Source organism: Pseudoalteromonas piscicida, assembly GCF_000238315.3.
GTDB lineage: Bacteria > Pseudomonadota > Gammaproteobacteria > Enterobacterales > Alteromonadaceae > Pseudoalteromonas > Pseudoalteromonas piscicida.
Map to the genome: position 1 here is coordinate 758944 of NZ_CP011924.1, position 15908 is coordinate 774851.

General features: G+C 44.7%; 12 protein-coding genes. 9 read left to right on the forward strand and 3 right to left on the reverse strand.

Going from position 1 to position 15908, the window contains the following annotated elements:
* Positions 1-117 precede the first annotated feature (117 nt).
* From PPIS_RS03570 to PPIS_RS03580, 3 genes are read left to right on the forward strand one after another with little or no spacing between them, the layout of a single operon-like run.
* Positions 118-1992, forward strand: coding sequence for an alpha-amylase family glycosyl hydrolase (locus tag PPIS_RS03570; RefSeq protein WP_010378007.1), 1875 nt, complete (start codon positions 118-120; stop codon positions 1990-1992).
* Positions 1993-1995: 3 nt separating this feature from the next.
* The gene (locus PPIS_RS03575) at positions 1996-3495 is read left to right on the forward strand and encodes an MFS transporter (protein WP_010378009.1); all 1500 of its coding nucleotides are present in this window, start codon (positions 1996-1998) and stop codon (positions 3493-3495) included.
* Between the two features lie 10 nt (positions 3496-3505).
* Positions 3506-5902 carry a glycoside hydrolase family 15 protein gene (locus PPIS_RS03580; RefSeq protein WP_010378012.1) on the forward strand — a complete coding sequence of 799 codons (2397 nt, stop codon included), beginning with the start codon at positions 3506-3508 and terminating at the stop codon, positions 5900-5902.
* Between the two features lie 75 nt (positions 5903-5977).
* Here PPIS_RS03580 and PPIS_RS03585 read toward each other — a convergent pair whose 3' ends face one another.
* A complete protein-coding gene (locus tag PPIS_RS03585) occupies positions 5978-6997 on the reverse strand; it encodes a LacI family DNA-binding transcriptional regulator (RefSeq protein WP_010378014.1) in 1020 nt (339 codons plus the stop codon).
* 318 nt (positions 6998-7315) lie between these two features.
* Between PPIS_RS03585 and glk the strand changes: the two genes are divergently transcribed.
* The 6 genes from glk (at position 7316) to adk (ending at position 14203) form a co-directional block, all read left to right on the forward strand.
* A complete protein-coding gene (gene glk / locus PPIS_RS03590; protein WP_010378016.1) occupies positions 7316-8317 on the forward strand; it encodes a glucokinase in 1002 nt (333 codons plus the stop codon).
* A gap of 10 nt (positions 8318-8327) precedes the next feature.
* Complete coding sequence (locus PPIS_RS03595; RefSeq protein WP_010378018.1) at positions 8328-9347, forward strand: LacI family DNA-binding transcriptional regulator; 1020 nt, start codon at positions 8328-8330, stop codon at positions 9345-9347.
* Between the two features lie 523 nt (positions 9348-9870).
* Positions 9871-11724, forward strand: coding sequence for a phosphogluconate dehydratase (gene edd / locus PPIS_RS03600; RefSeq protein ID WP_010378020.1), 1854 nt, complete (start codon positions 9871-9873; stop codon positions 11722-11724).
* A 23-nt stretch (positions 11725-11747) separates the two neighbouring features.
* Entirely contained in the window at positions 11748-12368 is a 621-nt protein-coding gene (locus tag PPIS_RS03605; protein ID WP_010378022.1) for a bifunctional 4-hydroxy-2-oxoglutarate aldolase/2-dehydro-3-deoxy-phosphogluconate aldolase, read from the forward strand.
* A 17-nt stretch (positions 12369-12385) separates the two neighbouring features.
* On the forward strand, positions 12386-13390 hold the full coding sequence (gene gap, locus PPIS_RS03610) for a type I glyceraldehyde-3-phosphate dehydrogenase (RefSeq protein WP_010378024.1): 1005 nt from the start codon (positions 12386-12388) through the stop codon (positions 13388-13390).
* 168 nt (positions 13391-13558) lie between these two features.
* The gene (gene adk / locus PPIS_RS03615; RefSeq protein WP_010378026.1) at positions 13559-14203 is read left to right on the forward strand and encodes an adenylate kinase; all 645 of its coding nucleotides are present in this window, start codon (positions 13559-13561) and stop codon (positions 14201-14203) included.
* Between the two features lie 76 nt (positions 14204-14279).
* On the opposite strand, the gene PPIS_RS03620 is transcribed toward adk, so the two are convergent.
* Positions 14280-14753: a hypothetical protein gene (locus PPIS_RS03620; protein WP_010378028.1), complete on the reverse strand. Its 474-nt coding sequence runs from the start codon at positions 14751-14753 to the stop codon at positions 14280-14282.
* 183 nt (positions 14754-14936) lie between these two features.
* Positions 14937-15905: a tRNA 5-methoxyuridine(34)/uridine 5-oxyacetic acid(34) synthase CmoB gene (cmoB, locus tag PPIS_RS03625; protein WP_010378030.1), complete on the reverse strand. Its 969-nt coding sequence runs from the start codon at positions 15903-15905 to the stop codon at positions 14937-14939.
* Positions 15906-15908: the final 3 nt, after the last annotated feature.

Here is a 15908-nt window from a genome sequence, read left to right on the forward strand (position 1 = left end):
TGGTATTTATCGTTATAAATAAAATCTAATTAAGGGTCTCGCTGAATACATATGTAATGGGTTCAGTACGTTCGTTTACGCAAGTAGACTCTTTTAAAACAGCATTATGACAACACTATGAAAAATAAATCTCTACTATTGGCTGTGTCAGCGCTTTTGGGTGGTGCAGTAAGTTTAAGCGGCTGTGGCCCCAAGCCAGTTGATAAAAAAACCGAACAAATGACATTGCAATCGGAAGTGGCACCAGTGAGCAAACCCGTTGTTTATCAAGTCTTCACAAGGCTCTTTGGCAACACCAAGGCAGTGAACAAACCTTGGGGAACGCTAGAGGAAAACGGAGTAGGTAAGTTTTCTGATTTTACTCCTACGGCATTACAACAAATCAAGGCGATGGGTGTGACCCATGTTTGGTATACCGGCGTGCTCCATCACGCAGTAGTGACGGATTATAGCAAGTATGGGATCAGCCAAGATGATCCTGATGTTGTAAAAGGCAGAGCGGGTTCACCTTATGCAATAAAAGATTACTACAACGTTAACCCTGATCTTGCGAACGATCCTTCTGCGCGACTGGCTGAATTTGAAGCCTTAATCAAACGTACACATGACGCCGGCTTAAAAGTGATCATTGATATTGTGCCAAACCATGTCGCTCGTAACTATGAGTCACTCGGTGCGCCTAAAGGAACTGTTGATTTTGGCACCAATGATGACACGCAAGTTGTATATGCTCGGGACAATAATTTTTATTATGTGGTTGGTGAGGAGTTTACCGTACCAACGAGTGAAGGCTATCAGGTGTTAGGTGGTGGATCTCATCCATTGGCGGATGGCAAATTTGCAGAAAATCCAGCAAAGTGGACCGGTAACGGTGCTCGTGCGGCAAAGCCTGATATTAATGATTGGTATGAAACCGTCAAAGTGAATTACGGTGTGAAGCCTGACGGTAGTTACGACTTCGACCGCTTGCCAGATGACTATGCTCAGCAAGATTATCGTGCGCACTTTGAATTTTGGCAACACAAGCAATTGCCAGATAGTTGGTACAAATTCCAAGCCATTACCCACTTTTGGTTAGAAAAGGGTGTAGACGGTTTCCGTTACGATATGGCGGAAATGGTGCCAGTAGAGTTTTGGAGCTTCCTAAACTCGTCGATTAAAACAAAAAACCCTGAAGCTTTCTTGCTTGCAGAAGTCTATAACCCCGCTTTATATCGCCCGTATATCAAGCAAGGTAAGATGGATTACCTCTACGACAAAGTGGGTTTCTACGACACCTTGAAGGCGTTAATGCAAGGCAAAGGTAGTGCCCAAGCTGTGTTGGATAGTCATCAATCGGTAGCCGATATTGCTCCACATATGTTGCACTTTTTAGAAAATCATGATGAGCAGCGTATCGCAAGCCCTGAATTTGTAGGCGATCCGCTAAAAGGTAAACCCGCTATGGTGGTTAGTCACCTGATAAGCACAGCACCATCAATGATCTATTTTGGACAAACATTAGGGGAAGACGGCTCTGAGCAGGCGGGGTTCGGCAGTCCAAGCAGAACCAGTATCTTTGACTATATTGGTGTACCCGAACATCAAAAATGGATGAATGACGGGAAATTTGATGGCGCGCTACTTTCAAATGAGCAAAAGGCACTTCGTAATTACTACGTCAAATTACTCAACCTTGCAAAACAGCCGGCAATTGCGGCTGGTGAATACCAGCAAGTCGCTCTGATTGCTGAGATGCCAAGCAATGCTGAAACAGTTATGGCATTTGGCCGTAAATTAGGTCAACAAAAGCTGTTGGTCGTGAGCAACTTTAATGCAGAACAAGAACAAATAGTCACCGTAAATCTGCCTAAAGAGTGGGATGGTGTTTATAACGATATTTTAGAGTCACACCCGACTTTACAATTACAACCAACAACTGATGGCGAGCACGCCAACGCAACGATTACGCTAGCACCGCTTGCCAGCGTGGTTTATCAATTAGAGAAGTAACCTATGCAACAAGAACAACAAAAACCACAACTCAGTTTTTGGCAGATATGGAATATGTGCTTTGGGTTTCTTGGGATCCAATTTGGTTTTGCACTGCAAAACGGCAATGTGAGTCGTATTTTTCAAACCCTCGGTGCTAAGGTCGATGACATCCCTATTTTGTGGGTTGCAGCGCCCTTAACAGGTTTAATCGTGCAGCCAATTATCGGCTACTGGAGTGATAGGACATGGGGAAAACTTGGCCGTAGAAGACCATTTTTCTTGTGGGGAGCTATCCTTACCACGCTATCGCTTTTCATCATGCCCAATTCTCCAACACTATGGATTGCGGCGGGCATGCTGTGGATAATGGATGCGTCTATCAACGTCACGATGGAGCCGTTTAGAGCATTAGTAGGTGATAATCTGAATGAAAAGCAACGTGCTACAGGGTATGCGATGCAAAGCTTTTTCATTGGTGTTGGTGCCGTGGTCGCGTCTGCGCTGCCTTGGATGATGACCAATTGGTTTGAGGTGAGTAACACAGCTCCTGCAGGACAAATCCCTGACTCGGTAAAATACGCATTTTACTGGGGGGGAGCTATCTTGTTCATCTCCGTATTGTGGACGATTCTAAAAACGAAAGAATATAGCCCTGAGCAACTCGCAGCCTTTGAACAAGCGCAAATGAATACGCAAAGCGCAACACTGTCAGACTTACCTGTGAACTTTTTAAAAGGCAGTGCGGTGAGCGGTTTCATTGGTGTTATCGTGTTGTTTGCCGTTGCATTTCTTGGCCTTGAAAAAGAGCTGTATTTGCTTAGTGGGCTGCTAATCGCTTTTGCAATTGTATTTGTCATTGCGCATGTGATGCAGCAAAAACAGCGCGTAAGTAATGGTTTTTATCATGTTATTTTTGACTTATTTACGATGCCAAAGACCATGCAGCAGCTTGCTGTGGTGCAGTTTTTTAGCTGGTTTTCGCTATTTGCCATGTGGATCTACACCACCTCAGCGGTAACGAGCCATCACTATGGTACGTCAGATGTAACGAGCAAGCTTTATAACGACGGTGCTGATTGGGTCGGGGTGTTATTTGCAGCCTACAATGGCTTTGCTGCTATTGCTGCGATGGTGATCCCATTCATGGTTAAGCGCATTGGTCTCAAAGGGGCGCATGCAGCTAACTTGTTTTTTGGCGCCGTGTCTTTAATTAGCTTCAAATTTATCGCTGACCCCACATTACTTTGGTTGCCAATGCTGGGCATTGGCTTTGCTTGGGCATCTATTTTGTCATTACCTTACGCGATGTTAAGTAACGCTTTGCCAAGCAACAAAATGGGTGTATTTATGGGGATCTTTAACTTTTTTATCGTGATCCCACAATTACTCGCCGCCAGTATTCTAGGTCTAATTCTACGTCATGGTTTTGATAACCAACCGATATTCGCACTCGTCATCGGAGGCGTGTCATTTTTACTCGCTGCATTAGCTGTTTCAAGAGTCACGATAAAGGCTCAATAAGGAGAACGAGATGATTAAACTATCAACAATCGCACTAGCCTTGGTAAGTGCAGGCCTCATGGGTTGCGGATCACAGCAATCTGGCAATGAAACCCTGACGGCACCAAGTGCACCTGGCGTTAAACCTTATTGGTCATACTCTGGAAAAACGGGGATTGGTACGTCGTACGAAGCGTACGAAGACGGCAAGTACAGTGATTCTACGGCTACAAAAACAGTTTCAAAGGTATGGTTTTCTGTTGCAAAAGGGATGATCACAGAGACCATGTTTGGACTTATTCACCAAGCGCAGATCAAAGACATGCAATTTATCATCGTGGGTGACGGCTTTGCAGTGAAAGAATCTGATACTGACGCTCTAGATGTCACGATTGACTATCTTTATAAAGATGCTAGTGGAAGACCGTTATCGCTTGCTTACAAAATTTTAAGCAAGGACAAACAAGGTCGCTTTACTCTTGAAAAGCATATTTTCACCGACCCTGATGGACAAACCTTGTTTGTAAGAGCAAAAGTAGATACTGATCTCAAAGATGTACAGGCTTTTGTGAACGTTAACCCATACGTGAATAACAATGGCTTAAACGATTTTGCAAAAGTGACAGAGCAAGGTTTGCTAGCATGGGAAGGTAAGAACTATCTCTCATTGCAGAGCAAAACCGGCTTTGTCGAAGCATCTGTCGGTTTTACTGGCACCAGCGATAATTTAGCGTCACTTGAGTCTACAGGACATATAGCCCAAGCTTATGCGTCTACAGGCAAAGAGAGTGGCAACGTTAACTGGTTGGCAAACTTGGGGCAAGTAAAGGGCAGCAGCACCTTTGACCTTTCCTTGAGTTTTGGTCACTCTCAGCAGCAAAGCTTTGCTGAAGGGGAAGCCACATTAGCCAAAGGTTACGATAAGGTACTGGCTGACTATAATGGTCAAGGTGAAGCGACAGGCTGGCAAGATTATCTCGAAAGTTTAGCGCCACTAAAGTCCATGACGGCAAATACCGCAGATAACGGCAAGTTACTTTACACCAGTGCGCTTGTGCTTAAGGCGCAAGAAGATAAAACCCATGCCGGTGCGCTGATAGCATCGTTGTCAAATCCTTGGGGTGACACAGTGCCAGCAGAGCAAGGCCATACCGGTTATAAAGCAGTATGGGTGCGTGATTTTTATCAAGTAGCGATGGCATTTTTGGTGATGGGAGATACACAAACAGCACTTACTGCTTTTGAGTATCTAGAAAAAGTGCAAGTTACGGATAAAACACCGGGTAACCATGGCGATACTGGCTGGTTCTTACAAAAAACGCACGTAGATGGCGAGCTTGAGTGGGTTGGTGTCCAACTTGACCAAACGGCAATGCCGATTATGCTGGCATGGAAACTATGGCAAGCGGGTGTGCTAAGCGATGATAGATTGGTTTATTGGTACAACAAGATGTTAAAGCCTGCAGCTAACTTCTTAGTTGAAGGGGGACTGGCTAAAATATTGTGGAATGACACGCAAATCACACCGCCTGCGACGCAACAAGAGCGTTGGGAAGAGCAAAATGGCTATTCACCATCGACTACCGCGGCAATCATTGCAGGCCTTGTGACGGCGAGCGACATTGCTAAATTGGCCGGTGATAAAGCGGGACAAGAGAAATTCCTCGCGACGGCGCAGCAGTACAATCGTGATGTTGAGTCATTCATGTTCACAACCAAAGGGAATCTGCAAAGCAAACACAGTGACGGTCAATACTTCTTCCGTATTGGACAAGACGAAAACCCTAATTCCAGTACGACCTTAAATGCCAATAATGGCCGCAGCGGAATGGATAAGAAGCAGATCATCGACGGTGGCTTCTTAGAACTTGTGCGATACGGGGTTAGAGGGGCTGACGCTCCGAGCATCGTGGCTACTATACCTGAATACGATGATGAATCGATAGCTGAAAACTTAAGAGTAAAATATAGCTTTAAATTTGACGGCGATGTTAATAGTTATCCAGGGTACCGCCGTTACGGTAACGACGGTTATGGTGAAGATGAGAAGCGCGGTATCAACTATGCCGAAAATGGTCAGAATACCGATGGCCAACGCGGTCGAGTGTGGCCTTTCTTTACCGGAGAGCGTGGTCACTATGATATTGCGCTGGCGCTGCTTGATGGTGAGTTAAGTGCGGATGAACAGAGCAAAATACAAAATACTTATGTGAAGGGGATGGAGCACTTTGCTAATGAAGGCATGATGTTACCTGAGCAAGTATGGGATGGTGTGGGTAAAAATACCTTTGGCTATCAACTTGGCGAAGGAACGAACTCGGCGACGCCTTTGGCCTGGACACATGCTGAATACGTAAAGTTAGTACGTTCTCTTAATGAAAAACAAGTGTGGGATCACTACCCAATCGTAGAAAGTAAACTGAAATAACAAACAGTAAGTAAACACATAAAAAATGCCGAAGATGGGTTCGGCATTTTTTATTCGATTCCGCTGAAGATCTAGCTATCGCGAAGATTGTCTAATAATAAGTTTGGGCGGTAAGAGGGTAGAGGCTACCGCTTCACCTCGGATAAGCGTAAGTAAGTTATCGACCAGCATTTGTCCTGCCAATGTGGTGTTTTGCTGCACAGTAGTTAAAGAGGGAGAAACATAACCCGCTGCGGCAATGTTATCGAAGCCAACGACATGGACATCATGAGGGACGCGAACACCTGCTTCTTGAAGCGCCTTAATCGCGCCAATAGCAATGAGATCGCTAGCTGCGAAAAGCGCGTTAAATTTAACATTGTTGGCGATTAAGGAGCGAGTTGCATGATACCCAGAGTCTTCTGTGGAAATCGCATTTGCCATCTTACGGTCGCTCACCTCAATACCTTTTGCTTTAAGGGTGTCTCTAAAGCCTTTAAAGCGCGCAAAAAATTCTGGGCTGTGATCCGAAGCATCGCCAATAAAAGCACAATCTGTTCTGACCATGTCGATTAAATGCTTTGCAGCCAATACACCACCACCGTAATTGTCGCAGCTCACAGTGAGGTCTGGACGGTTATCAACCGTTGCCCCCCAACAAACAAACTTTGTGTGGTTGTCGAGTAGAGTTTGTAACTTTGACTGGTAATCGATGTAATCACCATAGCCTAGTAAAATTAACCCGTCAGCACGGTGACTATCCTCATAATCGGCATGCCAATCACTGCTCGTCGATTGGAACGATACTAAAAGGTCATAGCCTTCTTTTGCACACGCTCGGGTAATACTGCCAAGCATACTTAAAAAGAAAGGATTAATTTGCGACTCATCTTCTGTGGGGTCTTCAAATAACAGCAAAGCTAATGTACTGCTTTGCTGAGTGCGCAGATTACTCGCGTTTTTATCGACCTTATAGTTAAGCTTTTTAGCAATCTCATGAACGCGACGACGAGTTTCTTCGTTAACCAAAGGGCTATTTCTTAGGGCGCGCGACACCGTAGATTGCGAAACGCCAGCATAATGGGCGATATCAAATGAAGTTGCTTTACCTTTCATGTTCTTCTCAACGCTTAAGACAATGACATTGTCAGCCATTCAATTTTTTTTTCAACCAATTTCACCGAATTTGCAAATTTTTATTGATACAGTCTGACACCGGTGTCATAATGTCGATGTTTTATCATTTTGTTGTCAAAACGTATTTGGCTGCCCCATGCCAAGGGCAGCATTTTTTTACCAAATTAACAGAATAACAGGTAAGAACAAAAGCCAAGGCGTGCAAATTTTGGCGAGTTGAGACAATAAATTGCAGGACGTGTGCTGGCAGCCCTGATGTTAGCCCAAGCATAATCGCAGTGATAAAGAGATAATAATATGAGCCAGACAACAAGCCATTCATCCGTGCCGTTTGAGCCGATTGTCGTTGCCGACATCGGGGGAACAAACGCCAGATTTGCAATCGTGTCAGATTTCGATACGCGAACTAACCATTTTGTAATTACGCATCAAGCCACTTTTCCTAGTGCTGAATTCCAGTCTTTTGAATCCGCTATCCAAAAATATTTAACTGAGCTACCTGTAGCGCAGCCAAGCCGAGCTTGTCTCGCGGTTGCCGGTCCTATCAAATCTCAGCAAGTTCATTTAACTAATTTAGGTTGGCATTTTAATTCCGAAGACATCAAAGCCCAGTTCGATTTTACCGAACTTGCCGTGATCAACGACTTTGCTGCTTTTGCCTATGCGGCGCCCTACTTAGCACTAGAGAAAAACCTAGTGATTAAGCAAGGTCAGCCTGAGCTAGGCGCAAATATCGGTGTAATGGGTCCTGGTACTGGATTTGGTGCGGCTTGTCTTGCTAGAGATATTAATGGCAGCGCGGTGATGAGCTGTGAAGCGGGACATATCTCGCTCGCACCGGTTACCGCCTTAGACAAAGAACTGTTAACGGTGCTGCGCGCAAGTATTCAACATGTCTCAGTCGAGACGGTGTTTTCAGGCCCAGGTATTGCGAGACTCTACAAAGCCATGGCAGAAGTGCGTGGTGAGCAAGCAAAAGATCTTAATGCGGCGCAGATCAGTGCGCTCGCGAAAGAGTGCAAAGTGTGCGATGCAACATTGAGTCACTTCTGTGACTGGATGGGTAGTGTGGCTGGCGATTTAGCACTGACTTTTGGTGCCTTAGGTGGTGTTTATATAGGTGGTGGGATCTTGCCGCGGATGAAAGAGCGATTACAAGCAAGTAGCTTTGTTGAACGCTTTACCGAAAAAGGCATGATGTCACAGTACACAAGCCAAATTCCAGTTACTTTGGTGGTACAAGATAATATCCCACTGATTGGCGCAGCAGCATGTATCCATGAGCGACGCCGAGCTTAAGGGAAAATCGATGAAAAAAGTAACTATTAATAGCGTTGCCGAATATGCCGGAGTGTCTAAAAAGACAGTATCTCGGGTATTAAATAACGAGCCAAATGTTAGTCCTGCAACACGGGAAAAAGTCCTGAAGGTCTTTGAAGAGCTGAATTATAAGCCTAACCCTATTGCACGAGGTTTGGCACAAAATCGTAGCTTTATCATCGGTTGTTTATACGACAACCCATCAAAAAGCTATATCACGCGAGTGCAAAGCGGTGCGCTGGAAGCGTGTCAGAAACATAGTTACAATTTATTGATACATCCTTGTGAGCTGCGCGGCCAAGACCTTATCGACAATGTTGATCAGCTGCTTACCACATCGAGACTTGATGGTATTGTGCTTACTCCGCCATTTTCAGACTCCAACGAGCTTATTGCTTTTTTAAAGCAGCGTAATATTCCCTATGCACGCGTTGCTTCAGCCATTGAAGGCGATGATTCGATTTCAATTCGCAGTAATGATGAGCAGGGTGCTTTTGAGTTAACTGAGCATTTGATTAATTTAGGTCATACCGAAATTGCCTTTATTAAAGGTCACCCTGATCACAGTGCCACGGAAAATCGTTTCTCTGGTTACCAAAAAGCACTAGCAAAGCATGGTATTGAATATCGAGAGCGGTTAGTTGCAGAAGGTAACTTTAGTTATCACTCAGGTGCAGACAGTGCAAAAGCCATATTGGACTTAGAGCCAAGACCAACGGCTGTATTTGCATCGAACGACTACATGGCTGCGGCCGTGTTAAAACTTGCTACGCAGCGAGAGATCAAAGTACCCGAGCAGCTATCTATTGCTGGGTTTGATAACGCACCTATCGCAAGGCATATTTGGCCGGGTCTGACGACGATAGCACAGCCTGTGGAAGAAATGACTCGGATAGCGGTAGAAGAGCTGATTAAGCATATATCTCAGCCGCAAGAAGCACCGTTTCAGCAAGTTTTAGAAGCTAAACTCATTACTCGAGAGTCGACGAAAGCGCGCTCGAATTCATAACTTTTTCAATTTTTATACTTGCCCCAAAGCTCAACGCTTAGCCGTTGGGCTTTTTATTTTCGCAGCTACTAGGGAAAACGTTGCGGACTAGATAAATGCGCAGATTTATGTCGTGATTATCAGGCTCGCTTGTCCATCGATTAAAGGTCATGTTGCCAAGTTTAGGCTCATTGATAACTTCACTATCAAATAATGACTTCGCTCAATCATTAATATTAATCTTTTTGTCATAATAATTACTAATAAAATCAGTTAGGTAATGATTTTAATACCGCAGATACCGGTAAAGTTTTAAGTGGTTATAATTTGGTCATTTTAAAAAGTTAGACTAAATTTATAAGAAGGGTTGACACCGGTGTCAGCTTTATGCGTAAATATAGTGACACCGGTGTCAGGTTGGGGTGAGAGACAACCTGATAGCGTACCTTTGAACGGGTAAATCAAAGCAGCTCTGTACAAGGATTACCACGAATGCTGGTAATCGTGCAGAGCCTTTTTCCTCTAACACTAGAGAGTCAGTAATATGTTGCATCCACGAATTCAGGAAGTCACCGAACGCGTCATTGAGCGAAGCAAAGCAACACGTCAAGCCTATTTAGCTCGAATCCAACAAGCAAAAAAACAAACGCGCGTACGAGCAGGACTGGGCTGTGGAAACCTAGCACACGTAATGGCTGCTTGCTCAAGCAGTGACAAAGCACGTCTGAAAGAAGACGAGCAACCGAACCTAGCAATTATCAATTCGTACAATGACATGTTGTCTGCGCACGAACCTTATAAAGAATATCCAGATTTAATTAAAGCAGTGGCAAACAAGTTTGACGCGACTGCGCAAGTAGCGGGTGGTGTACCTGCTATGTGTGACGGGGTTACCCAAGGCCGCGATGGCATGGAACTGTCGTTGTTCTCTCGTGACGTAATTGCCATGTCAACTGCGGTGGCATTATCACACGATGTCTTCGATGGGGTTTTCTGTCTTGGTGTATGTGACAAAATCGTCCCAGGATTATTAATCGGTGCCTTATCTTTTGGCTATTTGCCCATTTTCTTTTTACCAGCAGGTCCAATGCAATCAGGGATCCCGAACAAAGAAAAGGCACGCATTCGTCAAAAGTTTGCACAGGGCTTAGTCAGCCGAGAAGAGTTACTGGAAGCTGAGAGTGCTTCATATCACAGTGCAGGTACTTGTACTTTCTACGGTACGGCGAACTCGAACCAGATGTTAATGGAGATCATGGGTCTTCATTTACCTGGTAGCTCATTTATCAATCCATACACAGAATTAAGAGATGGCTTAACGGCGAGTGCGGTTGAGACCATGCTAACTCAGCTACTTGACGGTAAAAGCGGCAATGCACTTGCGGATATCGTGAGTGAAAAAACCGTGATCAATGGCTTGGTCGGTCTGTTGTCTACTGGTGGTTCTACCAATCATGCCATTCACTTAGTCGCAATGGCAAAAGCAGCTGGCGTGCAAATCACTTGGAAAGACATGGCGGATTTGTCTGAAGTAGTGCCGTTGTTAACACGTATTTATCCAAATGGTCATGCCGATGTAAACCACTTCCAAGCAGCTGGTGGCATGGGCTTCTTAATGCGTGAATTAAGAGATGGCGGCTTCTTACACAATGACGTAAAAACGATTGTGGGTGAAGGGCTTGATGCTTATACGATGGAACCATTACTGGATATCAACAGCAATGTTATCATCAGCGATAATCAAGGTCCTGCCAAAGTGAAGTGGGTACCAGTACCTGAGAATTCACTGGATGAAGAAGTGCTTCGCCCAGTAGCAAATCCATTTAACAAGCAAGGCGGCTTGCAACTACTTAATGGTAATTTGGGTAAAGCGGTGATTAAAGTGTCTGCGGTACAAGAGCAGCACCAAACGGTGACTGCACCGGCGAAAGTATTCAGCTCTCAAAGCGAATTACAAGAAGCCTTTACTGCTGGCAAGCTTAACCAAGACTTTATTGCCGTGATTAAAGAGCAAGGCCCTAAAGCGAAAGGTATGCCTGAGTTACATAAACTGACGCCTGTCATGGCTACATTACAAGACCAAGGTTTTAAAGTGGCGATTGTGACTGATGGTCGTATGTCTGGTGCGTCGGGTAAAGTACCTGCGGCGATCCACCTTGCACCGGAAGCGGTTGAAGGTGGTGCAATTGCAAAAGTGCACGAAGGTGATTTGATCACCTTAAATGCACCAAAAGGCGAATTAGTGCTACATGTTTCTGATGAAGAAATGGCACAGCGCGAATTACAGCTTTCACCGCAATCTCAAACATTTGGAACAGGTCGAGAGCTATTCTCAGGATTTAGACACGTAGTGAGCAGTGCAGATCAAGGCGCATGCTCATTTGGCATCGAAGAATAATAACAGTGGGAATGAGGGTGAGCATGAGTATTAAAGAGATATTGTCAGCAGCACCAGTGGTTCCGGTTATCGTTATTGATAACCTAGAAGACGCGGTGCCGCTTGCCACGGCATTGTTTAATGGTGGCTTAAAAGCACTTGAAGTTACACTTCGTACTCCGGTGGCAGCGCAAGCGGTAAAAGACATTAAAGCGGCTTTACCTGACGCCTATGTTGGTACTGGTACGGTAGTGGATAAGGCAACCTTTAATGCCTCAGTAGAAGCCGGCGCTGACTTCATGGTAAGTCCAGGTGTCAATGACGAATTATTGGAACTGGCTAAGTCGTCAAGTATTCCATTTCTTCCTGGTGCTGCAACGCCAAGCGAAGTGATGAAGCTTGCGAGTCATGGTTTTGAATTCTTAAAGTTTTTCCCAGCAGAAGCTGCAGGTGGTGCACCAATGCTTAAATCCATTGGCGGGCCAATTCCACAAGTAAAATTCTGTCCAACGGGTGGTATTTCGTTGGCAACTGCACCTAAGTATCTTGCACTCGACAATGTGGTATGTGTGGGCGGTACTTGGATGCTTGATAAAGCACTTATCGCAAACAAAGACTGGCAAGCCATTGAGGCGCTTGCGAAACAAGCAAGTGAAGTAAAATAGATTAGGGGACAGTTATCATGATTAATATCGCAATTAATGGCTATGGACGTATCGGTCGTAACGTACTTCGTGCACTGTACGAGTCAGGTCAGAATAAAGACATCAAAGTCGTTGCCATCAACGACCTCGCACCTGCAAACGTAAACGCGCATTTGACTCAATTTGACTCTGTACATGGTCGCTTTCAAGAGCAGGTTGTTCTTAACGACAACACTCTCGTTATCGGTGGTGACGAAATCACGCTAACGCAAGAGCGTGATCCTGCAAATCTTCCTTGGAAAGCGCTAAACGTTGATATCGTGCTTGAATGTACTGGGTTGTTCACTTCTCGTGAAGCTGCGGCTAAACACATTGAAGCCGGTGCGAAAAAAGTGATTGTATCTGCGCCGGGCACAGATATGGATGCAACGGTTGTTCATGGCGTTAACAGCGAAGTGCTAAATGCTGAATCAACCATTATCTCTAACGCATCTTGTACCACAAACTGTCTTGCGCCTATTGCAAAAGTATTGAATGATACGATTGGTATTGATCAAGGTAGCATGACAACCATTCATGCCTACACCAACGATCAGAATCTATCAGACGTTTACCACCCTGATTTATATCGTGCGCGTAGTGCCACTCAGTCTATGATCCCGACGAAAACGGGCGCGGCAAAGGCAGTTGGCTTAGTGCTTCCTGAACTTGCTGGCAAATTAGATGGTATGGCGGTTCGTGTGCCAACTATCAACGTATCACTGGTTGATTTAACGTTTGTTGCCAAGCGTGACACTTCAAAAGAAGAAGTGAATGCAGCAATCAAAGCGGCCGCTGAGGGCGCGATGAGTGCAATCCTTGAGTACAATGAATTACCTTTGGTTTCTATCGATTTCAACCACAATCCAGCTTCTTCAGTGTTTGACTCAACACAAACCAAAGTAGATGGAAAGCTGGTAAAAGTGATGGCTTGGTATGATAACGAATGGGGCTTCTCTTGCCGCATGCTAGACCAAGTTAAAGCACTAGGTGCATTTTTATAATCAGGATTAATTTCTAACCAAAAGCTCTGCAGATCGCGGAGCTTTTTTGTTTTTGACGGAAAAATTGCCATTCTTCCTTATCAATTAGTATAAGTTCCTTGAGGATCGGCAGCGTATATGGAAAAATTCACCACACAAATACCAATAACTCCAAACGAGGATTCAATTATGCGCATCATCTTGCTAGGCGCGCCGGGTGCAGGTAAAGGTACTCAAGCTCAATTTCTAATGGACAAATATGGGATCCCTCAGATCTCGACAGGCGACATGTTACGTGCTGCTATCAAAGAAGGGACTCCGCTGGGTCTTGAAGCGAAAAAAGTCATGGATGCAGGTCAACTAGTATCTGATGAAATCATTATCGGCTTGGTAAAAGAGCGGATCGCAAAAGAAGATTGTGCAAATGGCTTCTTGCTTGATGGCTTCCCACGCACAATTCCACAAGCAGACGCAATGAAAGAAAATGGCATCAAAGTTGACCATGTTATCGAATTTGATGTGGCAGATGAGATCATCGTTGAGCGTATGAGCGGTCGTCGTGTACACCCAGGTTCTGGTCGTGTTTACCATATCGTTTACAATCCGCCTAAAGTAGAAGGCAAAGATGACGTAACGGGTGAAGACCTAATCATTCGTGATGACGACACTGAAGAGACAGTCCGTAAACGTCTAGCGATTTACCATGAGCAAACTAAACCACTAGTAGACTACTACAGTGCAGAAGCGGATGCTGGTAACACGCAATATCACAAACTAGATGGTACACAAGCTGTTGATGCGGTGAGCAAGCAGTTAGGTGAACTATTGGGTTAATAATTAAGCGTTCGCTTGGTTAACATGTAGGAGTCCAAAGAGACTCCTACATTATTTCTAAACTAGCTAAATCGTTTTAATAAGTGCTGTAGTGGAAAGTAATACTTTCTTTTCGACTTGGCTCTGCATAATGGAAGTTGCCTGTGGCTTCTACTCTATGAACGATAGAGGCTGAAATACCCGCTTTAAATGCCTCACCATTAAACGTAGTTGTATTCCCTGAATCGTTAGGATTAATTTCAATACACTTGAAAGGTGTCGTGCTGTATGCACGACTGAAACAAAGCTCCACCGTTTCATTGCCAGGATCGGCGTAACCCGCTGAAGTATAGCTAACTCCAGTGATAGTACCCGTTTTACTTCCATATGGGATATCACTTAAATCGATGTTTAATACAGAAAACTCTGTGGTTGAAAGACCGCCTGCTGAGCTTAATACTAGCATCCGACTAGGTTGTTTTTCTTTCGTGATCATAAAGTTGTCAGCAATTGCTTGACCACTTAGCGCGAGTGAAGAAATGAAGAGGGCGGTAAGAGACATCTTTTTCATTAACAATTCCTTATTGTATAGTCTAATTCAAGCTACGCAGTGCAACTGCATAACGGCGTGATTGTAATGAAGGGAGAATGTTTAGGTCAACCTTGGAATTGTAAGTTAATGCAACTAAATCAGTGGGTTATGGTTTTGTTTTGATGAGTCTTATGAGTAAGGGGCTGATGCCCCTTACCAGTTTTACGCTTTTGCGATAAATATAGCACGGAGCGGAGCGGGGTAGCCTTCAATGGTTTTGCTGGTGTCATTTGGATCTAAGAAATCAGCAAGCGACTCTGTTTCCATCCAAGGAGTTTGGCGCTGCTCGTCTAACGACGTAACGTCTTTGTTTACCACTTTGATGTCTTTAAAGCCCACGCGCTCAAGCCACAATGTTAATGCATCACAGCTTGGAATAAACCATACATTGCGCATCTTGGCGTAGCGATCGGTCGGCACCAATACTGTATTTACATCGCCTTCAATGGCGAGTGTTTCTAGCACCAATTCTCCACCTTTTCTTAGCTGAGACTTTAGCTGCGCTAAAAAATCGATTGGTGAACGACGGTGATATAGCACGCCCATTGAAAACACAGTATCAAATGCTTTTAACTCCGGCAATTGCTCTACACCTAGTGGTAGTAAATGCACGTTTGGATCGGGGTTAAAGTGTTTAATAGTTTGGAATTGGCATAAAAATAGATCGGAAGGGTCAATGCCAACAACAAGCTCTGCGCCTTCACCGCGCATACGCCACAAGTGATAACCAGAACCACAGCCGATATCCAAGACATTACGGCCATGAAGGTCACTGATATGGGGGAGCAGTCGGTCCCATTTCCAGTCGCTGCGCCACTCAGTATCAATATGGACGCCATGTAAATGAAATGGTCCCTTACGCCATGGCATCATGCGTTTTAGTAAATGTGTTAACTGCTTTTGATGACCTTCATTGACGTCTTCGCCAGTACCTATCTCAACCTTGGTTTTTATATCAACATGGGTGGTTGAGATCTCAGGTAGATTTTTAATGACTTTTTCCCATTTCGGCCAGTCGCCATGTTGGGCTTCTTTTTGCCAATGGCTAAGCTGCGCAGGCAACGTTTCTAGCCAATGGCTCAAAGGGGTTTTCGCAATGGTTGCATAAAAGTCGGTAAACCAATGATTCATAAT